A 25,239-nucleotide genomic window follows, 5' to 3' on the forward strand; every position below is an offset into this window, starting at 1 on the left:
TGTTAAAATGGTAAAAGGAATTTATAAAAGTGATTACTATGCGCAGTTTGGTTATATGTTTTTTGGGTGTTTTTTTATTTGGCTGTGAAACTACAGAGTCTGAAGTTCAAGAAGCACCACAAATATTTACTCATTTTGAGCCTAACTACGAACACCAAGAGCAACTTGCTAAAACGGCAAATGAGGCCGAGCCTCAAACGACATACACCACCCCACAGGCTGCCAAAAAAGTTATCGTAAAAAAGCGCCCGCCCAAAACAACTGATTTATGGGTGCATATAGCGAATAACCTGCATTTTACCATTTACCAAAATCGCGCTTTAAATAAGCGTATTGACTGGTATTTAAAACAGCCAAATTATTTACGTACAGTTAGTAAGCGCGCTGCCCCCTATTTGTATCATATTGTAAAAAAGATAGAGCAAAAACAACTTCCTATGGAGCTTGCTCTACTACCTTTTGTTGAAAGCGACTTTAGGCCTACCATTGCGTCTTCGCAGCAAGCCGTTGGTGTTTGGCAATTAGTAGGCGCAACTGCACATCATTTTGGGGTTAAGTCAGATCAATGGTACGACGGACGCCAAGACGTATTGGCATCAACCGACGCTGCACTTGATTACTTAAGCTATTTGCATAAACGTTTTGATGGCAACTGGTTGCATGCCCTAGCCGCATACAATAGTGGTGAAGGACGCGTTAAGCGAGCAATCGAACAAAATAAAAAACGCGGAAAAAGTACAGATTACTGGTCGCTTAAACTACCTAAAGAAACGGCCGATTACGTCCCAAAATTGCTTGCCTTAAGTTACTTAGTAAAACACCCGCAAAAAGGAATTAACCGCCCAAAACTTTCGAACAAACCAATTACTACGCAAATGAATGTAGGCCAACAGTTTGATTTTTTGGTTATTGCTAAGCTTTCTGGCGTGGGTTCAAAACAACTACACTCTTTAAACCAAGGTTATTTAAAAAACCAAAGCTCACCTAATGGGCCTCACACTTTACTTCTGCCAATAGGGCAAGAAGCATTATTAAAAAGTCAGTTTTTTAAATCTAACTTTGCTGGCGAATACATAGTTAAACAAAACGATACGCTGTATGGCATAGCTAAACGTTTTAGTATGTCTGTTAGTGCGCTTAAACAACTTAACGACAAACAAACCAACCTTATTGGTGTTGGTGAACAGCTTTTAGTTGGGCAACCTAAAACGTTACCTAAATCACTTATAGTAGATTACAAAATAAGCCCTTATCTTGAGCCACAAGAAGTTGTGATCCCAACAATTGAAATAGACTACGAAGTTAAACAAGGCGACACTCTTTGGAGTATTAGCCAACTCTACGATGTACCTCATAGTGACTTAGCTAAGTGGAACAAGTTATCAGCTTCAAGTGTATTAAAGCCAGGCAAACAGCTAGTGCTATTTATACCTCAAGCCGAACAGCCAAAATCAGCCCCGATTAAAAAAGACTTACTGCTCGATTTACAAAAAACACTAAATCAACCTTGGTAAGTTTCTAAAGTGCTATATTTCGCGTAAAATCACGCCTTACAACAGTAAAATTTAAAGAGACAAGCATGCAAATTAGTAAAAATTCAGCAGTTGAATTTCATTACACCCTAAGCGAAGCGGGCGAGCAAATTGAAAGCAGCGTAAACGATGCGCCACTGAGCTACATACATGGCAGCGAAGGCATGCTTCCTGGTTTAGAAAAATCACTTGAAGGCAAAGCAGCTGGCGATAAATTTAGCGTTACGTTAGAGCCAAGCGAGTCATACGGCGAACGTGTTGATGACTTAATTCAACGCATTCCTCTTAAGCATCTACAAGGTGATGTAAAAGTATGGAAGCCAGGTATGACGGCAATGGTGCAGTCTAACCAAGGGCGCCACCAAGTGACTATTGTTAAGGTTGGCCGTTTTAACGCAGATTGTGATTTAAACCACCCATTTGCTGGTAAAACGCTAACGTTTGACGTTGAAGTTGTGTCAGTACGTGAAGCGACAAGTGAAGAAGTGTCTCATGGGCATGTTCACGCTGAAGGTGGCTGTGGTCACTCTCACTAAGCATTTTAGTTGTAAATAAAGGAGCAGGTATGTCGAAGGTTACTATTGTTACAGGCGGAACAAAAGGTATTGGTTTAGCCGTAGTAAAACGCTTTATTGAACGTGGTTTTACTGTACATAACCTTGATATTGAGCCAAGTGAGTTTGGCGAATTTCATCAATGTGATGTAAGTAACGTAAGCGCAGTGCAAACCTGTATAAATACAATTTGCCAGCAAAACCCTACAATCGACATACTTGTGTCTAATGCCGGAAAACATGTAAGTGCAAATATAGAAAGCACCGATGAGGAAACTCTCGATGCACTTTTTGCACTTAATGTTAAAGGCGCATACGCGGCAGTACAAAGTGTACTGCCAAGTATGAAAGCACAAAACAGCGGTGCTATTATTTTAGTTGCCTCAGATCAAGCAATTATAGGTAAGCAAAATTCGTTTGCTTATAATCTTACAAAGCACGCCTTGGCGTCAATGGCTAAAACCACAGCACTTGATTACGCAAGCTTTAACATTCGTGCAAATGCAGTATGCCCGGGCACGATAGAAACCCCGCTATTTCATAATGCTATTGATGCCTACTGTAAAAAAAGCGGTGCTGATAAAAATAAAATAGTCGCAGAAGAGGCCAGCCTACAACCGCTAAACCGTTTAGGGCAAGCCGATGAAGTAGCTGCACTGATTAGCTTTTTGGCAAGTGATGATGCAAGCTTTATAACAGGTAGCCTGCAAAGCATTGATGGTGGTTATACAGCACAATGAGCATGCAAATTATTGACCCTCATGTGCATTTTTTTAATCTTGCCCAGGGGCAATATACTTGGCTACAAGGCGAAAACCCACCAGCGTGGCCTAACCTAGAAAAAATTAAAAAAACAATAAGTGCAGAGCAGCTTGTTAAAAGTACTGATTTTGAACTTGCGGGTATTGTGCACATTGAAGCTGGGTTTGATAATCAATCACCTATAAACGAGCTAAACTGGCTAAGCTCGCATTTAAAAAATCTGCCTTTTAAAGCCGTTAGTTATAACCAAATTGACTCACCTACAGAGCAGTTTAAAAGCGCCTTAAACGCTCAAGCTCACTCAAGCTTATGTGGTATCAGGGATATAACCGAAGGTACTGATGCAAAGCGTTTATTAAGCGTTAATAGCTTTAAAAACTTAGCTATGCTCTCAAACAACCAACTGCATTTTGAAGCGCAATTTAATATTGAAAATAGCGATATTACTAAACAAGTCGCTTACTACGCTAAGCAGCTACCGCAACTTCAAATTATAATTAATCACGCAGGGCTACCTAGCGATTTAGCTACATGGCAGCAAAGTGTTAAGTTACTTGCTCAACATAACAATATCGCCATAAAATTTTCTGGTTTTGAATTACTACATTTTACCAAACAGCAGCAAGTTACTTGTTTTAATTTTATTTTAAATCACTTTGGTGATCAGCGCGTTATATTTGCTAGTAACTTCCCTGTGTGTCAAATAAATACAAGCTATAACAACTTGTGGCACAGCTACAAAAGTATGTGTTTAAACAATAGCATATGGCATAACCTTAGCTATGCAAACGCTAAGCACTACTATCAAGTATAACTAAAAGTCGTTATATTAAGCTCTCTTTTGCTAATAATTCGGCCAACTTATGAAAGCATACTTTTTAGTAATCGTTATATTTTCGGCACTTTTTCTCAATGGCTGTATATCACAAAGCCCGGACCCTACACCTAAGCTGCAACACGCTTTACTAGTTGAGCCAAATAAAGCAGCTGTTAGCATAGCAATTAAAACACTTGTCCACATTAAAGAAGCCCAATTAGCTGACGATGTATTTACTACTAGCAGCACAGTAACCCTTAACAATGTAAAGGGTAATAATATTATCGACACACAAAGTCGCAATACAGCAGATCAGTTTGAGCTGATGATAAAAGGCACTCAGTGTTATATTCGCCATCTTGATAGTAAAGCCACTATTGAGCTTAAAGAGGCCAGGTGTAAAATTAACGAGTTATAATACCAATCCGCAATAATACTTAATCATTTTGCGGGGCTAAACGTATCGCTACCTTCGTTAAAAAATTCTCATTTACGACTGCATGGATGCAGAAGGTAGAGCAATGCAGGAGCAATTGCCGAGAACAACTAAATAGCGAATTTTTTGCCTAGCTATCAACACGTTTTTCAGGCCTCAAAATAGATCACTTAATTAAGCGAATTGGTATAATCCCTTAAAAGAAAAGCCGGTAAGTGAACCATCACTTACCGGCTTTTTTGTAACTTAAAAAGTTACTTTATTTCTACACGCTGTGAACGCATAACAATTTCATCATTTAATTCAATACCCAGCCCAGGCTCTTCTGATACTTCAAAGAAGCCATTTTTAGGTTGAGGATCTTGTAAGCACAATTCACGGTTCCACTTTTTAATCGCATAAGTATGGTGCTCATGAATCAAAAAGTTAGGTATCGCTGTTTCTAAATGAAGCGATGCAGCTGTTGCAACTGGCCCGCCACATACGTGAGCCTGAATTCGTACATCAAAAATATCAGCGTAGTCACACACTTTTTTAGTTTCAGTAAAGCCACCACATAAACCAATGTCTGGCTGTAGTACATCAATGCTTTGATCTTCTAAATACGGGCGCACACCCCAGCGGTTGTATAAACGCTCGCCACCAGCAATAGGCACAGCTACTTTGTCGGCTACTTTGGCATGTAAAGAATGGTTTAAGTAGTTAACCGGTTCTTCGTAATACATACAGTCAAACTCTTCTGCTATTTCGCCAATCTGAATCGCCGATGTAGCACCAGGTAAGCTGTGGCACTCAAAAATAATGTCAACTTCATCACCTACCGCTTCACGTATTGCTTGCATGCGCGCACGGTATAGTTTCATTTCTGTACGAGAAATAATATTTGTACGGTCGTAATACGTATTGCCATCTTTATCGTACTGAATTGGGTCAACTTTTACTGCATCGTAACCTTCAGCAACCGCTTTTAAAGCTGCTTCTGCGTATTCTTGTGGTTGTACTAACGCTTTAAACTCGCTATCCCAGTCAAACTGTAATTGCGATGCGTAAGTGCGTAGTTTGTCGTTAACTTTTCCGCCGAGAAGTTGATATACAGGTAAGCCTAGTGCTTTACCTTTAATATCCCAAAGCGCGGTATCAATAGCGCTCATTGCAGCGTATACAACAGGTCCGCCACCTAAGCCCCAAAAGCTTTCTCGTAGCATACGCGACCATAACTTTTCAGTTTGAAATGGGTCATGACCAATTAAAAATGCATCTGCCATTTCTTTAATCATGGCTGCGGCTGCACTGTGCCCTAAATCGTATGCAAGACCTGCTTCGCCTACGCCGCTAATACCTTCATCGGTATGAATACGCACAAACACAGGTGTCCACGATGGTCTGTCAGGGCAATGAATATCAAATACTTCTACGCGATTTACTTTCATTTAAATTCCTTAATTAGCAAAACTGGGATCAAGTCGGTAGGCTTTACGCAACATGGCAGGCCACGCAAGTTGACCGCCTGTAATACCGCTATGCACCACGTTAGCTTGGTTATAAATATTGTCGATTATTGGCTGTGGCACTTCAATAGCTTCTTGTGAGCTGGCTTGCAATGCTAATTGTATTTCACAAGCACGCTGTAAATCGTAAAAACGCATAAACGCATCACCTACAGTGGGCCCTACCGTTAAGCCGCCATGGTTTACTAACAGCATATGATTGGTTGTGCCTAAATCATCTTGTAGCACTTTGCGTTCATCGTCTTTTACCGCAAGCCCTTCGTAGCCATGGTACGAAAGTGATGGCAGTGAAAACATTGAATATTGGCTCAGCGGTAATAAGCCATTTTTTTGTGTCGCAACTGCAATTGTTTCTTTGGTATGTAAGTGAATAACACAATGTGCATCTTCACGTACCTCATGAATAGCACTGTGAATGGTAAATCCGGCAGGGTTAATCTTAAACGGAGTGTCATCAATAATATTACCGTTTAAATCTACCTTCACTAAATTAGATGCGGTTACTTCATCAAACGTTAAACCAAAGGCATTTACAAGGTAATGATCGGTACCGGGTAATCGAGCCGACAAGTGCGTGTATATTAAATCTCCCCAACGAAAGTGATCTACCAGTCTATAGCAAGCAGCTAAATCAACACGTAATTGCCACTCTTGTTCTGATACTTTATTTTTTAAATCGAGTTGGGGTAAATCAAACATAATAAGCCTTTTAAAATACGCACCAAAACAAGATGCGAATAGATGTTTAGAAGTCTAAAGCAGTATTAATTTTATAGCAAACACAAACAAAACAGCCACACTATTGTGTGGCTGTTTTAAAGCTTCGCTATTACTGCAAATTATTTTACTTTAGATAGGTAATCTGCAATTGCATCAAACTCTTCATCAGTTACTGTTGCAACCATTGCTTTCATTGCCATAGTCATACCATTGCTACGTGCACCTGATTTAATGTCTTTCATTTGCGCTACCAAGTAGTCTTTATTTTGACCATTTAGTTTAGGGTATGCTCCCATGATAGGTGCTTTACCATCTGCGCCATGGCATGTTTGGCAATTTTTAGCGGTATATAATGCAGCGCCATCAGCAGCTGCTGCATTAAACGAAAAACTTGCGGCTAAACTAATACCCGCGCCTACTAGTAGTGTTTTCATCTTGCTCATTGTATTTTCTCTTCTTTTTGACGGTTAGAAAAACTTCTTCATTGATTGTAGTAAACAATCAAATAAAAGGCATACGTACTAAGTCGCTCTTGACGATCAAACAAAACAGCGCGACTAATAAGTTTATGCTCACTCTTATATACCTTAGCAAATAAAAATGAGCGACAACTTAATTAACCTAAATATGCTTTATATATAAGCAAAATTTAGGAAGTATTTACCAAACAATATCATCTGGTACTTCAAAGTCTGCGTATGGATCGTCTTCATCTTTAGGCTTGTTTTCAGGCTCAACATGAAAAACAATATACTTTTCGTCTACTTCCGCCACTTTACGTGCCGGTTCGTCTTCAAGTACAAAAAACTGCCCTTCAAGCACACAAATAGCTAAACGGCCACCCGATAACGCTTTTTGAGTTTTTTCGTTTACGTCTAAACCTTTAACTTTATTTTGATAAGTAAAATTAAAAGTACGCTCGCCGCGAATAGTGTCTTGGTTATGATGCTCTAAAATTTGCTTAACGCGTGCCTCTTGCTCACGTTGTTTTAATTCACCTTGGCGAGACTGGTTAAGTTCTTCCGCCTTTTTTTGCTGCTCAAGCTTGGTTTGTTGAATATGCTTTTGCAGATCGCTAGGGTTACTTGTAGCCCCTTTTTTTTGCTTTTTTTGTTGCTTACGCTTTTCTGACTTAGCAACTTTAGCTTTGTGCGATGTTGTTAATCCTGCTTGCAGCAATTGGTCTTGTAATGAACCCATGGCTTTATTCCACTAAAAACTTATATTAAGGTCATTTTAATCACCAACGACTACAAATAATAGTGCTATCGGTATTAATCTATCAAACGGATGAATACAAACCATGATTTGACGCAAATGTTGCTCATTTAACATATGAAATATAAGCCATTTTTAATATACTTTGGTTAACTTATCTACCCATATTCTAAGTTTCACAATGCGTCTATTTCATTTACTAGCATGCTCTGTGTTTATATTTTTTGTGCTTTACGCCCCGCAGCCTCTACTTAGCTTGTTTGCTAATGAATTTAATGTTTTGCCTGCACTTGCAGGCAGTTTAATGACCGTAACCATGTTGCCTTTAGCTATTGCACCACTCGTGTATGGATTAGTGTTAGCTAAGCGTAACCCGCTTTTAATTCTTCGCATTGCCATGATTGTTTTAGGTTTTAGCTGCATACTCTTTATTTACGCGCCAAGCTTTGAGCTACTGTTACTTGTTCGATTTTTGCAAGGCTTAACGCTTCCAGCAGCACTCACCGCGATGACCAGCTATATAGGAATGAGCTATACCGCTGATAGCTTGCAAAAAAATATGACGCTATACATAGGCAGTAGCATAATAGGTGGTTATTTTGGTCGCGTATTAGCAGCTTTATTTAGTGACCTGTGGCAGTGGCAAAGTTTTTACTATGTAATTGCCTTTGCATTAATTTCTTTGGCTTTGAGCATTAACCACTCACGCTTTATTAAGCCGCCTATCAGCGAAGCGCTCTCACCTCTTGATTACATTAAACAACTTAAAGAAGGAGCGGTATTAAAAGTATATGGCGCAGTATTTTGCATGTTTTTTTGTTTTGCAGCGCTTTTAAACTATTTACCTTTTATTTTGCAGCATACCTTTAAAATAACAAACACGCGGGATATTGGCTTAGTGTACAGTGGCTACTTAATTGGCGCACTGGCATCTATTGCAGCCCCTTGGCTACTTAAAAAAACCCCTACGCCTTGGCATTTACTGGCGGCAATTTTCATTTTTTATAACATGAGTATTTTATTATTAATGAGCCACCAGCTAATTGTTTTTTTAATTGCGTTTACCTTATTTTGTGGCGCTATGTTTGTTATTCACTCTACGGCGGCTCCACTCGTTAATAAAATAAGCAAAGCACCGCCAAGTGTAACAAATGGTGGTTATGTATCGTTTTACTACAGTGGAGGTGCGCTTGGGTCGTTATTACCAGGAGTGGTGTATCAGCATCATGGGCAAACAGCGTTTATGTTTACCTTACTATGTGTTTGTCTATGTGGATTTATGCTCATTATATGGGCCTACCTAGATGGTAAAAAAACCACCCGTGGCTGATGCTGGGTATAATTAAAAAAGCTTTCTAAGTCAGTTTTTTTTAATAACCATGTTTGTGTGTTTTCAAACGGGTGACAATGAAATAAATCACCAAACCAAATATCTTGATCTATCCACAAGTTAACATTGTTTTGTTTATCATTAAAAAGAGCCAGCATAGAAACACACCCAGGCTCAACCTTTAAGTGACGAGCTAAGCGCTCATTTGATGCAAACCCTAATCGCGATAAACCTTGTTGTTTAGCTAACGTTTTTAAATCAAGTTGCTTATCGTGCGCTGTAATAACTAAAAAATGACGCTTCCCTTCGTTGTCGCGTAAAAATAGATTTTTTAGCCGAGTACCGGGGCGCTCTACCATAAAGGTATCTGCATCAAGACTTGTGTGCAATGGCGGGTGCTCTATTACATCGTAATTTATATTTAGCTGAGTCAGTGCTTCAGCTAGCTTTGCTTTATCAGCTAACATTTTACAAACAACGCCCTCTAAGCTGTACACTTAAATCGCGCCAAAGCACTTCATTTACTTCGTGCTTGTTTGGGCAGTAATTACGCGACTTTAGCTCTTCATTTAATAGCTCAACAGCTTGATCTTCTAACTGTAACTTTAATACACTCGACTCTTCAAAATGCTCTTGCTCAATATAACGCTTTACATCCGAGCGACTTGGCCTGTTTTTACCGCCTCGCCCGCCACCATCATCTAAATTAATATTACTACGATGCTTTGCTTTAACCGACACAACATATGCAAACAACTTATTGCCTTGCTCATCTTGCTTTTCGTGAAACTGTTTATTATTTATTTCAAAAGGCGGCTCGTCATTTGTGGCACAACCAGCGAGTAAAACCATAAGCGCTAGAACAGATTTTTTCATTGTTTTTATCGTTTTAGTGTTGAATTAAGCTGAGTCTATCAAAAATTAACGTAAACAGTGAAAATTTACGAAAAAATACTTGACCAATTTTATAAAAAAACTTAAAGTTCGTCCCGCTTGGAACTCAGCAGCCAAGTAATTACGAAATACGTAATTTAGGAATGTGGGGCTATAGCTCAGCTGGGAGAGCGCCTGCCTTGCACGCAGGAGGTCAGCAGTTCGATCCTGCTTAGCTCCACCACTTTCCTACCCCCTCTTTTATATCCTTTGTTATTTTCAATAATTTTTCAAATATCAGCCTGTTTTACCACTTTAACCCTATACTCTTTTTTTATTAATTATAATTTTTATATTGTGCCGTCAACTTGTGTCTTTGCATGTTGTTAGCTATACATAATGTCAAACATATTAATACTTTAGGCTTAACATGGATCGGCATAAACGCTCCTCTTTAAAAAAGTTAGCAACGATAGGGTTAACAGCAGGTGCTATTACACATGTGCCTTATGTATTCGCCCGCAAAAAAGTAACTTTAAGAGTGTTAGGTACCCACGTAACTCTGCAAGAGGCCATTCGTAAGCAAGCCATGAGCGATTTAGGTATTAATATAGAGTTCTCCCCTGCAGGTAGCGCAACGGTGCTACAAAAAGCGTCAATGAATCCAGGCTCTTTTGATTTATACGAGCAATGGTCAAACAGTATAAACGTACTTTGGAATGCGGGCTCTATACAGCCAATAGCGAAAAATCGCCTATCTCACTTTAACGAAATAAACTCGCTAACGAAAACAGGTAAACTCACTGAAAATGCAAATATAGGCGCTGGAGATGCTCCTTATAAATTACTTAACGTGCAAGAAAACGGCACTTTAAGTGCACAAGAAAGCGATTCCATTAGCTTTTTACCCTATGTACATAATGTTGACTCCTTTGGCTATAACACTGAATTTATAAAGCCCGGTATTGCTTACGAAACCGAGAGCTGGAGCTGGTTACTAGATGAAGCCAATAGAGGAAAAGTTGCGATAGTAAATGCCCCCACCATAGGTTTATTCGACCTTGCTTTAGCTGCACAAAGTAAGGGGTTAATTAAATTTAAAAATATTGGCGCAATGACACGCTCTGAACTTGACCGGTTATTCAGTATTCTTTTAGATTATAAACGCCAAGGTCACTTTAGTGGCTATTGGAACTCAGTACCTGAGTCTATTGAATTTATGAAAAGTAACCGAGCTCACATAGAAAGCATGTTCTCGCCTGCTGTTTCTGCTTTAAATAGCCAAAATGTAAATGTACGATTTGCCGCTCCTAAAGAAGGCTATAGAGGTTGGCATGGTGTTATGTGTTTATCGTCACAAACACAAGGTAGCGTAAAAGACGCAGCTTACGATTATATGAACTGGTGGCTTTCTGGCTGGCCAGGCGCATTCATTGCTCGACAAGGTTATTATATTAGTAACCCTGAACGCTCTAAGAGTCTTTTATCCCAAGCTGAATGGGATTTTTGGTATGACGGCAAAAAAACTCCAATTGATCTTTTAAATACCAGCGGAGATATAGCAATTAAAGCTGGAGAACATAGAAATGGAGGCAGCTATATAAAGCGATTTAGTAATGTTGCAGTATGGAATTCAGTAATGCCTACCTACGACTACAGCTTGCAAAAATGGTATGAGTTGATTAGCCGGTAATGATAACTCGCTCAATAAAATCAAAAATAACATTAGCGCTGTGTGTGCTAATTAGTTTACTGATCATTCAAAGCTACTTATTTAATTATTCGCAAAATACATTACTTTTTTTACAAAAAGCGCAGCACGATGCGCTTGTTCAAAGTAGTAATGTAACTCAACTTGAAAACGAGGTAATTTCTCTACAAAGCCAAGCAATTGCTTTTATTGATAAAGCGAACAAAAGCACAATTGAAAAGTTTAACCTGTATTTTGACGACGCTAATAAAAGCTTAGAAAAACTAAAAAAAAGCACGTCACAACGATCCCTAGATTATCAAAATATATTAACGCGCCTTGATGAATACTTACATAATTATAAGGAAACATTTAATCAAACCGTACTTAATAGAAACAAAAGAGAACGTCTATATTCTGAGCAATTTCGCCATCCAATAGAGTCATTAATCATTGAGATTGAACACTTACAAATAAATGCGACTGATCAAACTGTCTACACAGATACACTACTCACAGTTAGTAACCTAGAGCACGCGGTGGTGAGCTACTTATACAAGCCTAATTTTGATGAAGCACAAAATGTGAAACAAAATTTAAACCACCTGCAGACTAAGTTGACTAAAATCAGCGATGAAAACAACTCATTTTTAAGTAAAGCTGCAGATTTAAAAAAGGCTTACAACCAGCTTGTTTTACTCACCCGTAGCTATACATTTTCAACCAATGTAGTACTAACTGGTATAGAAAACGAGCTGCTTTACTTAACCACTCAAGTAAAAAATATCGAACATGAAGAGCTCTCTGAAACAGAAAAAAAATTAAGCTCACAATTAGAAAGTAATACAGACCAAGCAAACGTATTCGCAGCATTAATTACTATAATTATTATTATAACTAGCTACTTTATTTTTAATGCCGTTATTAAACCTATCACTCAGTTAACTACATTATTGAATGATATGAGTAACGAAAAAAAAATAACCTTTAATAATAGCAACCAAAACCAAAGCGAAATAGCTTCCGTAATCAAAGCTGCTAATACTCTTTATGAAAAAAACACGCAAACCAAAGAGTTACTCATAGAAACCCAAGCACTAAATATACAAATGGAGTCGATGAATAAAGATTTAACCGTTGCCATTTCACAAGCTAAAAGTGCGAATAAAATGAAAGGTGATTTTGTAGCAAATATGAGTCATGAGCTACGCACACCCATGAACGGTATCTTAGGTATGCTGCAACTATTACGAGATGGTGAACTTGCAACGAAGCAGCAGCATTATGCTGATAAAGCCTATTCTAGTGCTCATAACTTACTACATATATTAAATAATATTTTAGATTTTTCTAAACTTGAGTCTGAAAAAATAAAAGTAGAAAAAATACCTTTTACTCTTGATTCAATTATCAAAAATACGGCAAATCTATTTAAAGACAGTGCAAACCAAAAGGGATTAAATTTAGAATTTAACCTTCATGCAGATCCTAACCTAGAACTAATAGGCGACCCTTTTCATCTAAACCAAATAATTAATAATTGTATTGGCAATGCAATTAAGTTTACTAAGTATGGAAAAATTCAATTAGTTATAGAAACGATTGCACAACAAAAAAACATTATAAATTTGCGTTTTTGCATTAAAGATACTGGTATAGGAATGGATGCAGAGCAACAAAAGCAGATATTTAATTCCTTTTATCAAGGCGACGCCTCTACCACTCGAGAATATGGCGGAACTGGGCTTGGCCTTACAATAAGCCAAGCATTTACAAAAATATTAGGCGGCGAAATACAGACCAGAAGTGAAAAAGGTAAAGGGAGTGAGTTTTACTTTACCCTACCATTTGAAATTGCGGCGCAGCATAAATTAAAAAAACGAGCGCTGTTAATCACACAACATAAAGCACAAACGAGCCAGCTAATCTCTTTACTTACGAGTATTGATATAATACCAGAGACAACTCAAGAACCACTTAGGGCACTAGCTAAAGTATCCCAGCCCAGTTCTCCTTTTGATATCGCGATTTTAACGCTTAACGAAGAAGAAGCTAAAAACAGTATTATTTTACAAAAGCTAATTGAAAGTGCCCAAAATGGCGCTCAAAAATTAAAAATAATTGCCATTATCACTGATACGGATACACCTAATTTAAGTAGCATGCCAAATGATGTTCATATCATAACTAAAAGCTATAGCCACTCTGAGCTGTTAAAATTGCTTGCTCCGAAAAGCATCCCCACTGAGCAAGCAATTCATGAAAACCTTATTCAATTTACAGGTAATAAAGCGCTTATAGTTGATGATAACCCTCTCAATATTGAGGTAACAACTAGAATGCTAGAGAAATTAGATATAGAAGTGATTAGTGCACTCAACGGGCAACAAGCAATTGAAGAAGTGGCAAAACACGTCTTTGATATTATTTTTATGGATATACAAATGCCTGTCATGGATGGCATAACAGCAACAAAAACCCTTAGGAAAAATCAGGAGCTGTTTCCTATTGTGGCATTAACAGCTGCAGTACTTCCGGAAGATAAAAAAGCAGCAATAAATGCAGGGATGAATTATTTTTTAACTAAACCTCTTATTTTTGATTCGCTATATGAGTGTATAAAAAAGCATTTAACCACCGATAAAAATAGAATGTTATTAAACATACCCATAGCTTTAGACAATCTTGAACAAAATAGACGACTCGTTAATAAGCTCTTGGAGCAATTTTCAAGTGATTACGAAAACTTTAGCCTCAAATTCAAAAAGCTCCTAGATACTAACAGTAGTGCCGAACTTGCTAGAAACACACACGCACTAAAAGGGTTAGCAGGCACTTTAGGGCTTGAAAAATTAGAGCTAATTAGTAAAGACGTTGAGGCGCAAATAAATAATAAAGAACCCATTTTATTTATACAGTTAAATGAACAACTCACACTTACATTTCGTGCAATTAAACAATATTTACTTACTCAACAGTTTAACGAAAGTGAGCACGTAACCGATGTTAATAATATTGATGAATCTATAGATACCATTTATGAATTAGCAATAAGTGCCAAGCCAATTCCGAATGATTTACTAAAGAACTTGAATACTTCAGCTTTTAAAGCACCACATCCATTATTGCAGCTTAAAGCAGCTGTAAATCAATTTAACTATCAACTTGTTATCGAACTTATAACTCAATACCGGAATGATAATTAAATTAGCCAATTTAAAAAAACTAAGCTAAGTTATATGAGTCAACATCTCCAAAAGGATTAAATGTGCATTTGATGTACCCGGCTGAAAAAAATAGCGATTATCTAAATAAAAAACATAAACCACTAGTTCTAATTGTGGATGATGAGCCTAATAATTTGCATGTTTTAGTTGAAGGATTACTTACCGATTATGATGTAAGGATTTCAACTAGCGGCGAACAAGCCCTCGTTTTTATAGAGTCAACAAGGCCTGATTTAATACTGCTTGATATTATGATGCCAGGTATGGACGGCTATGAGGTGTGTAAAACATTAAAGTCGCGACAAAATACTAAAGGTATTCCAATAATTTTTGTTACTGCAATGACTAATGAAGATTCAGAAGAACATGGGTTTACATTAGGGGCTATTGACTACATTCACAAACCATACAAGCTTGCGCTTGTAAGAGCACGAATCCGCACACATATTACCTCCCAAGGTATGCTTGATAGACTAATTGAAAAAAACTTTGATCTGCACGACAAGCTCTTAGAGATAGAAGCACTAGCTCAAGAGCTAAGTGAAAGAGAAGAAGAGTTAAAGCAACTATCGTCTAAACAAAAACTCTTTTATCAAGCACTAACGAGCACAGCAGATGGCGTTGTTATAACAGACTCTAAAGGTGAAATAATTGCTGTTAACCCATCGTTTTGCCGAATTACAGGGTTTAGTGAACCAGAAGCGCTTGGCACTCAACTTCATAAATTAAAACAAAATAATCAACCAGGTATTAGTTTTAATAACGTATGGCAGCATGCAAACAAGGCCGGATATTGGAGTGGAGAGCTTGTTACAAGGCGCAAAAACGGTGAACTATACCCCGAGCTTTTAACGTTAAGCATGGTTAAAGGCGAACAAGACACTAATATACATTTTATTGGTGTATTTAGTGATATTTCGAGCCTTAAAGTTACCCAAGAAAGAATTAACTATTTAACATGGCACGATGAACTTACGGCCTTGCCTAACAGAAATGGTTTTTTAAAGCAGCTAGAACAACAATTACAAAGCTGCTCTCAAGAAAACAATTATGCCTATATTTACATTATTGATATTGACAGTTTTCACTCTATAAATGATGGACTAGGTTTATTAGCCGGAGATAAAGTATTAAAAGAGCTGGCCAACCGCATCCATGCAAAGCTTGATAAAAAAGATGTTATAGCTCGCCTAGGTAGTGATGAATTTGCAGCATTAAGTAGTGTTGATAAAGGGATAGGAAGACTTAGAACACAAGAAATAGCAGAGCGAAAAGCCCAAGAGCTGTTAAGGGTTATTAATGCCCCTTTTATAATTGATGAGCAAGAAATTAGCATTACTATTAGTATAGGAACTTATATATTCCCGCGTGAAGATCAGTGGGAAAATGCAATCGAAACAATAAGAAACTGTGAAGCAGCCTGTTATAAAGCAAAAGAAAAAGGTGGTAACAGAGTTACTTTTTTTGATAATTCATTTGGAGAACAAGCAAGGCGACGCTTTGAAATAGAGCAGGATTTACGCAAAGCTATTTCTCAAAATGAGCTAACTCTTTATGTGCAATCTCAGTTTAATAGCAAACAACAAATAAAAGGCGCCGAAATCCTGTTAAGGTGGATACATCCGCAAAAAGGCTTTATTAGCCCTGCTGAATTTATTCCGATAGCTGAAGAATCTGACATCATTTATGAGCTAGACTGTTGGGTACTCTCCAATGGACTTAAACTTATTGAGAGCTTAGATGAGCGTCACCGTGACTTAAGCCTTTCTATAAATATAAGTGGCAGACACTTCCACGAGCCACGCTTTTTATCTCAAATAAAAACCGAAATTGAGAAACATAATATACAGCCAAATCAGCTAACAATAGAAATTATTGAAGGCACATTACTTAATCATATGGAATCAGCTGTTGAGGCAGTACATTTGCTTAAAAATTTAGGTGTGCGCGTATCAATTGATGATTTTGGTACTGGGTATTCAAGCTTAACCTACTTAAAGCAGTTACCGATCCAGGAGCTAAAAATTGATCGCTCGTTCGTTTTTGATGCACCGACAGATAATAACGATAAATTAATAATTGATATGATAGTAAGCTTAGGCCGTGTATTTGAATTAGAAGTGGTCGCTGAGGGGGTAGAAAACCAATCTCATTTTGATTTATTAAAAGAGTACCCTGAAGTAATTTTACAAGGCTATTATTTACATAAGCCAGAGCCTGCAAGTGACTGGTTAGAAAAACTAGAGTAAAACTAAAAAGCCGAGCAGTTAAACTGCTCGGCTTTTTTTGACTAGTCCGCAGCTATTATTCGCGAACTTGCCCTACACCATTAACTAAGTATTTTTCAGTTGTTAGTGATTCTAAGCCCATAGGACCATATGCATGCAGCTTGGTCGTAGCAATACCAATTTCAGCGCCTAGGCCAAGTTGAGAGCCATCTGAGAAGCGTGATGATGCATTTACCATAACTACTGATGCATCAACACTACGTTGAAACAGCTCTGCTGTTGTGTCGTTTTTAGTACATATCACTTCGGTATGGTTAGAACCAAACTGAGCGATATGATCAACCGCAGCGCTGAAAGTTGGCACTACGCGAATAGCAATTTCAAGGTCTAAGTATTCTTCACCAAATTCGTTATCTGCTAGCACGGTTGCATCATCAAAATATTTTGCTGCAGTGCTGTCGGCATTAATTTTTACACCTTCTTGGCGTAATACTACAGCACATAAGTTTAAAAATTCATCAGCAACATCTTGATGAACAACTAAACCCTCAAGTGCATTACATACACCTGTACGCTGTGTTTTACCATTAAGTAGTAAGTTAAGCGCAATCTCTAGATCAGCATCTTTATCTACGTATAAATGACACACACCTTTGAAGTGCTGAATAACAGGGATTGTGCTGTTTTCGGTTACAAAATTAATTAAGCCTTCACCACCGCGAGGAATGATTAAATCAATGCTTTCGCGTTGCTGCATTAATTCCATCAATAAAGCACGGTCAGGATCAGGAATAACAGAAATAAGCGAAGTAGGTAAATTGTGTTTTTCAAGCACACTGTGCATTACGCTTGCGATAGCTTGTGAGCTTTTAAGTGCTTCTTTACCACCACGTAAAATAACGCCATTGCCTGATTTAAAGCAAAGAGCACCCGCATCCGCGGTTACATTTGGGCGTGCTTCGTAAATCATACACACAACGCCTAGAGGCACTCGCATTTTACGAATTTTAATGCCATTTGGACGCTCAGTAATATCACGTAGCTGACCAACAGGATCATCTAAACTTACAATTACCTCAATACCTTCAGCCATGGCTTCGATACGTTCGTCATTTAAAGTTAAGCGATCGATCATAGACGCTGCCAAGTTGTTATCGCGAGCAGCACTTAAATCACTTTCGTTTTCTTTAATAATAAACGCTTTTTGTGCGCGTAACGCTTGAGCCATTTCTGTTAACACTTGGTTTTTGGTCTCGGTGTCGAGTAAAGCAAGTGTTGTCGCAGCTTTTGCTGCTTGGCGTGATATATCCGTAATTAAACTCATGACTTCTCCAATAATGCGATATCTTTTTCAGAAATTACAGGACCAATTGAGTCCTGCATTTTTTCACTAAATTCACTCTGCTCGTTATCTGCAATAAAGTTTAACAAGCAGCTACTATAATTTGCGGTCGCTTTGGCTAAACGCGTACCATCTTCACTTCGTACTAAAATGGTGTCGCCAACGGCAAACTCACCATGTACTTCCATAATTTCATCACCGCGAATACAGCCGCTTTCACCTTCTAGAGACTCATCAAATGAGCCATCTACTACTACTTCACCTTGCTCATTTGCAGTATGCGTCATCCAATGTACAGAATCTTGCATTGGTTTTTCATATGGTGAGAATACTGTACCAGGGTTATCACCGGCCAATAAGCGAGTAAATGTCTCTTCTTTAAAACCGTTAATAATATAAGTAGCAATTCCGTGTGATGTTGCTTTTTCAGCGGCTTCAATTTTTGTTTTCATGCCACCAGTTCCTACAGAGCTTGTAGCACATCCTGCCATAGCATAAATAGACTCATCAATTGATTTAATTTCAGGTAATAAAATAGCATCATCATGCAAATTAGGGTTTTTATCATACAACCCGTCAACGTCTGAAAATATCAATAATGCATCTGCATCTGCAGCCGCTGCCACCATTGCTGATAAGTTATCATTATCACCCACTTTTAAATCATCAGTTGTTACCGCATCATTTTCATTAATGATTGGCAGTACACCGTGTTCAAGCAAAGTAAATACGGTTTCGCGGATACTTTGATAGCGTTCGCGATCGCGCAAATCACCATGTGTTAATAATAACTGCGCTGAAGGAAAATCAAAAAAGCGGTCCCACATAGCAATCATTTCTGTTTGACCTGCTGCTGCCATTGCCTTTTTCATAACAACTGTACGAGGCTTATCTGAAGGAAACAAGTGCGACCCAGCAGCAACTGAGCCCGATGAAACTAAAATAACTTCAATGCCACGGGCACGACAACGAACAATAAACTGTGCGATGGTTAATATGTAGCGCGAACGACAGCCATCTTGATCTGGTGCTATTAATGCACTACCTACTTTAAGTACGATACGTCGCCAATTTAACTTTTGCATAAATGTTCAACTTTCCATTTTATTTGTGCTCAGCTTGCGCGAGCTAAAACTTAGTAGCCACGTTTATAAACATAGCTGCGAATTTATTTAATCATTTAAAACACTTTTTTACGCACACACAAAAACCATATCTAAAGCCATGGCTTTAAATTTAAGGTCATATAAAAAATAGCAACAACTCAGGTTTTGAGTAGCACTAATTAAAAAATTTAAAAGTGTTGTTTATGCATCGCTGTAAAAAACTGTGTGTGGCTTTTTTATTAACAACATACATAGAGCCTCTAAAGTCTGATACACCAACAGATAGGGTGAAGACCAAAGGACCGAGATTTAACCGCCACGATGGGGGTAAAATATTGAAAGTAATAGTTCAACTCAAACCTTTATTTATTTAAAAAGTTAAATAAACTTGTTTAGTAAAACCATACCAATAGTTCAGTAAATGATATTTTTTAGTGCTCTAATGTCTATTTAGTCACTAACACCTGATTATAAAGATTAAAAATGACGTTAGTATTAACAGCGCCGCTTTTTCTTAAATAAACATAATTAGATAACTAATTATTAGAACACGAAGTATAATACGCTACTTTATGCTTTAAAATCAAGGTTAAAATTCGTGCTAAATAAATGTGAGGCGTTTAAAAGCTATGATTTTTTATTAAAATTCAATAAATTAAACTAATAAATCTCTCGCAAAAACCTTAATGCCTACTAATATTTCCTAAGCAGCTAAAATTAAATTAGTAAAACTAAACTTTCACGTGTATACCCCTGTATTAATAATTAACAAAAGTTATACTTTTAAATATCGTCATCAATAAGGAATTTTTATTCTATGTCAGCAATTTATATAGCCGGTATCGCACTTTGCTCTGTGCTTGCCCAGTGGGTAGCATGGGCTTTTAAAGTGCCCGCTATTCTGTTTTTATTGCTTACTGGTCTTTTACTCGGACCATTTAGTGGTGTTTTAGACCCTGATGCGCTTTTAGGCGACTTGCTGTTTCCTGTTGTGTCACTAAGTGTGGCAGTTATTTTATTTGAGGGGTCACTTACCTTACATTTCAGGGAACTTAAGGGCATTAGCAAGGTGGTGCGCAACTTATGCTCCATAGGAATGCTCACAACCTGTATTATTATTAGCCTAAGTGCTTATTGGTTATTAGAACTTAATTGGCGAGTTGCCGCGGTGCTTGGCGCAGTGCTCGTTGTAACAGGCCCTACAGTAATAGCCCCTTTATTAAACTCCATGCGCCCTACTCAAGACATAGACCGTATTTTACGCTGGGAAGGGATTGTTATTGACCCTATCGGTGCATTATTTGCGGTACTGGTTTTTGAAGCCGTAATGCTTGTAGGCCAGGGCGAAGTGCTTAGTCACACCATTATTGCTCTAGTTAAAACGCTCGGTGTTGGTTTAAGTATAGGCGTAGTAGCAGGCTGGGTTACAACACAGCTTATGCGCCGTGAATGGCTGCCATTTGAACTTCATAAGTTTGGCATTTTAGCGCTCGTACTAATTAGTTTTTCTGTTTCAAATTACTTAAGTCATGAGTCTGGCTTATTAGCCGTTACCGTATTTGGAATTTGGTTAGCAAATCAAGACGATTTAGAAATAGACTCTGTATTAGAGTTTAAAGAAGACTTGTCGATGATTTTAATATCAACACTGTTTATTTTACTTGCTGCACGATTACAACTCTCTGATTTAATGATGCTCGATAGCGACGTATTTATATTTTTAGCTGTTGTTTTATTTATTGCTCGCCCAATGTGTATTGCAATATCAACTTTTGGTACCGACTTACCAATGAAGTCTCGCCTAGTACTTTCTTGGATAGCACCTAGGGGTATTGTTGCAGCCGCAGTAGGCTCTGTATTTGCGCTAAGTATGATGGAAGCTGGTGTTGCAGATGCTGAAAAAATGGTGCCACTGATATTTACTGTAATTATTATCACCGTTGTATTACAAAGCTTAACAGCAATACCTGTGGCTAAGTTGTTAGGTGTGCGCCAACCGTCACCTAATACTATTTTAATTATTGGGGCTAACCATGTCTCGCGTGCTATTGGTCGGGGCTTAAAAGAGCAAAATATACCTGTTCACTTGTCAGATCCAGCATGGGAAAACTGTAAAATGGCGCGTATGGACGGATTGCCTTGTTATTATGGTAACCCACAGTCTGAGCATGCAGAACGTTATTTACCATTAACCACTATTCGCAGTGTATTAGCGTTGTCGCCAAACCGACATCATAATGCGCTGGGTGTGCAGTATTTCTCTCATTTATTAAATGAGAAAAATGTATTTTCTTTGCGCTCATCAACTTCTCACGCAAAGGCGAACAAAGACAGTGCCACATTTTTATCAAGACAAATACTATTTGGTGATGATGGCTCTTACGCACGCTTAAGTAGCATTATAGCTAAAGGCGGTAAAGTAAGCGCAACGCGCATTTCAGAAGAATTTGATTGGGAAAAATACCAAGAAATGAACCCTGAAGCTATACCGCTATTCATATTGAAAGGCGACAAGGACAGCGATGAAGATACACCTGTTAAACTAAGACCATTTACAATAAATATGGAAAAGCCACCTCAAGAGGGCGAACGTATTGTTGCATTACAGCCTCCTAAAATGTCGGTTTTAAAAGATCCACAAAATAAGGCTAAAGAAGAAAGTTAAACTTTTTCACTCACTGTAAAAATACAAAAACCCTAACTTATTAAGTTAGGGTTTTGTTTTTTAAGAGCCCATTAAATTGGAAGACGAGCTCGAGCAACTACGCTATCTGGCATTTTTTGCGCTAACTTGCTCAGTGCTCGCTCAATTTTTTTATGTGTCGCTTTATCAGCCACCATTGAATTAAACAGCCACCTATAGGCATCCTCAAAGTCACGCGGGCTACCATAACCATTGTTAAACAACTTCACTAAACGTAGCTGCGCCTTTAAATTTCCTTGCGATGATGCCTCTCGTAAATACGTAATGGCCATCGCTTTATCTTGCTGAACTAATCGGCCAGTGTCGTAGTAGCGCCCTAATTGCTCTAAGGCTGCCGCTAAGCCTTGCTCAGCCGCTTTTCGCATGTAATACACGCCTAACTCTACATTTCGTTCAACACATACGTTATAAGCTAGCATATCGCCATATAAGAATTGATAAGAGGGCAATGCCATTTTATTGGCTCGCGCTTCAATATCTTGTACTAACTGGCAATCATCTGCCTTTACTCGCTGCAAATGTGTATTTTTATTTATAAGCGCAATAAGTTCTGATTCAGTATATAAAGGGACCGCCGCAGGAGATTCATCTGCTAACGCATTGGTATTTATAAATAAAGATAGCGATAGTAACGGTACAGCCAATACTGAGCTTTTTAAAAATAGGCGCATGTTCACCACGTACAAAAATAGACTTACCAAATAATATACAAAGATCGTTCCAAGGTGAATTTTAGATACAAAAAAAGCTGCATAAAGCAGCTTTTTTTTCATCTTTGGTAATTATGCAAACGGGTTGCGAAGTACCATAGTTTCTACACGGTCAGGGCCTGTAGAAATAATATCAACAGGAACACCTGTGATTTCTTCAATACGCTTGATGTAGTCAATCGCAGCTTTTGGTAAGCCTTCAAGGCTAGTTACACCAACTGTGTTTTCAGACCAACCTGGCATTTCTTCGTATACCGGTGTTACTTTCTCGTAACCTTCAGCTGCTAATGGCGTTACGTTTGTAACTGTGCCATCTTCAAGCTGGTAGCCAGTACAGATTTTAAGTGTTTCTAAGCCATCTAAAACGTCAAGCTTAGTTAAACAAAAACCTGAAATACTGTTAATTTGAACTGCACGGCGCATTGCCACTGCATCTAACCAACCAGTACGACGAAGACGACCTGTAGTAGCACCAAACTCATGGCCTTTGTCACCTAAGTGCTTGCCCACTGGATCTTGCTTATCAAGACCATCGTAAAGCTCTGTAGGGAAAGGACCAGAACCAACACGAGTTGTGTACGCTTTAATAATACCTAAAACGTAGTCAAGGTTTAATGGACCAAAACCTGCACCTGTAGCAACGCCACCAGCAGTTGTATTTGAAGACGTTACATAAGGGTAAGTACCGTGATCAATATCAAGTAATGTACCTTGTGCACCTTCAAATAAAATGTGCTCGCCTGCTAAACGTGTTTGATCTAAAAGCTCAGTTACATCAACAACCATTGCTTTTAAGATATCTGCAACAGCCATTGCATCATCAAACGTTTTTTGAAAATCTACAGCGTCTACTTTGTAGTAGTTAACTAATGTGAAGTTATGGTACTCAAGAACTTCTTTTAGTTTAGCTGCAAATAACTCAGGATTAAATAAATCGCCTACGCGTAAACCACGACGTGCCACTTTATCTTCATACGCTGGACCAATACCACGGCCTGTAGTGCCAATTGGCTTATCGCCACGTGCAGTTTCACGGGCTACATCTAATGCAACATGGAAAGGCAGGATTAATGGACATGCTTCGCTTATTAAAAGACGGTCGCGTACTGGTACGCCACGTTCTTCAAGCATGCCAATCTCTCTCATTAGCGCTTCTGGTGATAAAACAACACCATTACCAATCACACATTTAACATTGTCACGTAATACACCCGATGGAATAAGGTGTAGAACTGTCTTTTCACCGTCGATAACTAAAGTATGACCCGCATTGTGGCCACCTTGATAACGAACTACTAAAGATGCTTTGTCTGTAAGGAGATCAACAACCTTACCCTTACCTTCGTCACCCCATTGGGTGCCTAATACAACAACGTTTTTACCCATCGTAAATTCACTTAGAGAAAATTAGGACGAGATTTTATCAGAAAACTAAAGTAAAGATCACCCCTGTTCAGCTTATTTTTTCTGCGGGTAATATTTTGAAGTGAAACTATTGCTAATAACCACATAAATAACAGTGGTTTAAACTACTAAAATCCATTAAACAAAAAGCCCCGCAATTGCGAGGCTTTATAACTTTTTAAATAATCAGGGCTAAGCTTATTGCGCTTTAGCACCTTTCATATATTTAAAGAAGTCACTATCTGGTGAAAGTACCATAACATCTTGCTTATCTTTAAAGGTCTTTTTATAAGCCTCTAAAGAACGAACAAAGCCAAAGAACTCAGGATCTTTGTTGTACGCTTTTGCATATATTGCAGCAGCGTCAGCATCACCTTGACCACGAACAGAACGCGCATTACGCTCTGCATCAGCAAGCATTACCGTTACACGACGATCAACACCAGCGCGAATAGTCTCGGCTTTTTCTTGACCCTCAGAACGATGCTCTTTTGCAACTGCAGTACGCTCAGCGCGCATACGTTGATAAATAGAGCTACTAACTTCTTGCGGTAAGTTAATTTGCTTAACACGTACATCAAGTACTTCAATACCAAGCTCACGCGCACTTTCGGAAGCTTGCACTAATGCTTCTTCCATTAACTCGCTACGCTCACCCGATACAATTTCGCGAATTGTACGAGTACCAAAGTTTGTACGAAGACCATTGTTTACTTTTTGCTTAAGTAACGTTTCAGCATATTGCTTGTCGCCACGAGCACGTAAGTAAAAAGCGCTAAAGTCGTTAACACGCCATTTAACAAACGAATCAACAATTAAGTCTTTTTTCTCGCTTGTAACAAAACGATCTGGCGTACCATCTAGCGTTTGAATACGTGCATCAATACGGCGTACTTGGCTAAAAAACGGCATTTTAAATTGTAGGCCTGGGCCATATACAATCGCTTTATCTTCACTGTCTTTTTGCACTTTGCTAAACAACATTACAATCGCTTTTTGTCCTTCAGGTACCACAAATACCGATGAAAAAGACATAACAATGGCAGCTAATAGTATAACTAAACTAAAGTTTTTCATT

Annotated in this window: 21 protein-coding genes and 1 tRNA gene; 11 read left to right on the forward strand and 11 right to left on the reverse strand. The window is 38.3% G+C overall.

Translation table 11 applies throughout. From position 1 onward, the window contains the following. Window positions 1-38: 38 nt before the first annotated feature. The 5 genes from CWC11_RS00800 to CWC11_RS00820 all read left to right on the forward strand — a co-directional run bounded on the left by CWC11_RS00800 (window position 39) and on the right by CWC11_RS00820 (window position 4,083). On the forward strand, window positions 39-1,514 hold the full coding sequence (locus tag CWC11_RS00800; protein ID WP_138681197.1) for a LysM peptidoglycan-binding domain-containing protein: 1,476 nt from the start codon (window positions 39-41) through the stop codon (window positions 1,512-1,514). Window positions 1,515-1,579: 65 nt separating this feature from the next. Then, on the forward strand, window positions 1,580-2,068 hold the full coding sequence (locus tag CWC11_RS00805) for an FKBP-type peptidyl-prolyl cis-trans isomerase (protein ID WP_138681198.1): 489 nt from the start codon (window positions 1,580-1,582) through the stop codon (window positions 2,066-2,068). Between the two features lie 29 nt (window positions 2,069-2,097). Beyond that, window positions 2,098-2,826: an SDR family NAD(P)-dependent oxidoreductase gene (locus tag CWC11_RS00810; RefSeq protein ID WP_138681199.1), complete on the forward strand. Its 729-nt coding sequence runs from the start codon at window positions 2,098-2,100 to the stop codon at window positions 2,824-2,826. Continuing rightward, window positions 2,823-3,662: an amidohydrolase family protein gene (locus CWC11_RS00815; protein WP_138681200.1), complete on the forward strand. Its 840-nt coding sequence runs from the start codon at window positions 2,823-2,825 to the stop codon at window positions 3,660-3,662. Before CWC11_RS00810 ends, CWC11_RS00815 begins: the two co-directional genes overlap by 4 nt. A gap of 49 nt (window positions 3,663-3,711) precedes the next feature. After that, a complete protein-coding gene (locus tag CWC11_RS00820) occupies window positions 3,712-4,083 on the forward strand; it encodes a hypothetical protein (RefSeq protein WP_138681201.1) in 372 nt (123 codons plus the stop codon). Between the two features lie 272 nt (window positions 4,084-4,355). On the opposite strand, the gene CWC11_RS00825 is transcribed toward CWC11_RS00820, so the two are convergent. The 4 genes from CWC11_RS00825 to CWC11_RS00840 form a co-directional block, all read right to left on the reverse strand. Then, a complete protein-coding gene (locus CWC11_RS00825) occupies window positions 4,356-5,531 on the reverse strand; it encodes a mandelate racemase/muconate lactonizing enzyme family protein (RefSeq protein ID WP_058549318.1) in 1,176 nt (391 codons plus the stop codon). Between the two features lie 9 nt (window positions 5,532-5,540). Then, on the reverse strand, window positions 5,541-6,308 hold the full coding sequence (locus CWC11_RS00830) for a class II aldolase/adducin family protein (protein ID WP_138681202.1): 768 nt from the start codon (window positions 6,306-6,308) through the stop codon (window positions 5,541-5,543). A 140-nt stretch (window positions 6,309-6,448) separates the two neighbouring features. After that, window positions 6,449-6,772, reverse strand: coding sequence for a c-type cytochrome (locus tag CWC11_RS00835; protein WP_058549316.1), 324 nt, complete (start codon window positions 6,770-6,772; stop codon window positions 6,449-6,451). A 217-nt stretch (window positions 6,773-6,989) separates the two neighbouring features. Then, complete coding sequence (locus CWC11_RS00840; RefSeq protein ID WP_058549315.1) at window positions 6,990-7,529, reverse strand: DUF2058 domain-containing protein; 540 nt, start codon at window positions 7,527-7,529, stop codon at window positions 6,990-6,992. Window positions 7,530-7,728: 199 nt separating this feature from the next. On the opposite strand from CWC11_RS00840, the gene CWC11_RS00845 reads away from it, so the two are divergent. Beyond that, window positions 7,729-8,877 carry an MFS transporter gene (locus CWC11_RS00845; protein WP_138681203.1) on the forward strand — a complete coding sequence of 383 codons (1,149 nt, stop codon included), beginning with the start codon at window positions 7,729-7,731 and terminating at the stop codon, window positions 8,875-8,877. On the opposite strand, the gene CWC11_RS00850 is transcribed toward CWC11_RS00845, so the two are convergent. Together CWC11_RS00850 and CWC11_RS00855 are read right to left on the reverse strand one after the other, a co-directional pair. Continuing rightward, the gene (locus tag CWC11_RS00850) at window positions 8,844-9,344 is read right to left on the reverse strand and encodes a prolyl-tRNA synthetase associated domain-containing protein (RefSeq protein WP_138681204.1); all 501 of its coding nucleotides are present in this window, start codon (window positions 9,342-9,344) and stop codon (window positions 8,844-8,846) included. The genes CWC11_RS00845 and CWC11_RS00850 overlap by 34 nt on opposite strands. A gap of 1 nt (window position 9,345) precedes the next feature. Further along, on the reverse strand, window positions 9,346-9,753 hold the full coding sequence (locus CWC11_RS00855; protein WP_058549312.1) for a putative periplasmic lipoprotein: 408 nt from the start codon (window positions 9,751-9,753) through the stop codon (window positions 9,346-9,348). Between the two features lie 165 nt (window positions 9,754-9,918). Between CWC11_RS00855 and CWC11_RS00860 the strand changes: the two genes are divergently transcribed. From CWC11_RS00860 to CWC11_RS00875, 4 genes are all read left to right on the forward strand, one after another. After that, window positions 9,919-9,994, forward strand: a tRNA-Ala gene (locus tag CWC11_RS00860). A 186-nt stretch (window positions 9,995-10,180) separates the two neighbouring features. Next, on the forward strand, window positions 10,181-11,443 hold the full coding sequence (locus CWC11_RS00865; protein ID WP_138681205.1) for an ABC transporter substrate-binding protein: 1,263 nt from the start codon (window positions 10,181-10,183) through the stop codon (window positions 11,441-11,443). Window positions 11,444-11,487: 44 nt separating this feature from the next. After that, window positions 11,488-14,646, forward strand: coding sequence for a hybrid sensor histidine kinase/response regulator (locus CWC11_RS00870; RefSeq protein WP_249330628.1), 3,159 nt, complete (start codon window positions 11,488-11,490; stop codon window positions 14,644-14,646). Between the two features lie 71 nt (window positions 14,647-14,717). Further along, on the forward strand, window positions 14,718-16,916 hold the full coding sequence (locus tag CWC11_RS00875) for a two-component system response regulator (protein ID WP_138681222.1): 2,199 nt from the start codon (window positions 14,718-14,720) through the stop codon (window positions 16,914-16,916). A 55-nt stretch (window positions 16,917-16,971) separates the two neighbouring features. On the opposite strand, the gene CWC11_RS00880 is transcribed toward CWC11_RS00875, so the two are convergent. Both CWC11_RS00880 and proB read right to left on the reverse strand, forming a co-directional pair. Further along, a complete protein-coding gene (locus CWC11_RS00880) occupies window positions 16,972-18,219 on the reverse strand; it encodes a glutamate-5-semialdehyde dehydrogenase (protein WP_058549308.1) in 1,248 nt (415 codons plus the stop codon). Continuing rightward, the gene (proB, locus tag CWC11_RS00885; RefSeq protein ID WP_058549307.1) at window positions 18,216-19,322 is read right to left on the reverse strand and encodes a glutamate 5-kinase; all 1,107 of its coding nucleotides are present in this window, start codon (window positions 19,320-19,322) and stop codon (window positions 18,216-18,218) included. The genes CWC11_RS00880 and proB overlap by 4 nt, the downstream gene beginning before the upstream one ends. 838 nt (window positions 19,323-20,160) lie before the next feature. Here proB and CWC11_RS00890 point away from each other — a divergent pair. Next, window positions 20,161-22,008 carry a cation:proton antiporter gene (locus CWC11_RS00890; protein ID WP_058549306.1) on the forward strand — a complete coding sequence of 616 codons (1,848 nt, stop codon included), beginning with the start codon at window positions 20,161-20,163 and terminating at the stop codon, window positions 22,006-22,008. 71 nt (window positions 22,009-22,079) lie between these two features. Here the strand turns inward: CWC11_RS00890 and CWC11_RS00895 are convergent, their stop codons facing one another. From CWC11_RS00895 to hflC, 3 genes are all read right to left on the reverse strand, one after another. Beyond that, window positions 22,080-22,718 carry a tetratricopeptide repeat protein gene (locus tag CWC11_RS00895; RefSeq protein ID WP_138681207.1) on the reverse strand — a complete coding sequence of 213 codons (639 nt, stop codon included), beginning with the start codon at window positions 22,716-22,718 and terminating at the stop codon, window positions 22,080-22,082. 111 nt (window positions 22,719-22,829) lie between these two features. Beyond that, entirely contained in the window at window positions 22,830-24,143 is a 1,314-nt protein-coding gene (locus CWC11_RS00900) for an adenylosuccinate synthase (RefSeq protein ID WP_058549304.1), read from the reverse strand. A 216-nt stretch (window positions 24,144-24,359) separates the two neighbouring features. Continuing rightward, the gene (hflC, locus tag CWC11_RS00905) at window positions 24,360-25,238 is read right to left on the reverse strand and encodes a protease modulator HflC (RefSeq protein ID WP_138681208.1); all 879 of its coding nucleotides are present in this window, start codon (window positions 25,236-25,238) and stop codon (window positions 24,360-24,362) included. Between the last annotated feature and the right edge of the window lies 1 nt (window position 25,239).

The organism is Pseudoalteromonas sp. S3178, assembly GCF_005886985.1.
In the GTDB taxonomy this organism is placed as follows: Bacteria; Pseudomonadota; Gammaproteobacteria; order Enterobacterales; family Alteromonadaceae; genus Pseudoalteromonas; species Pseudoalteromonas carrageenovora.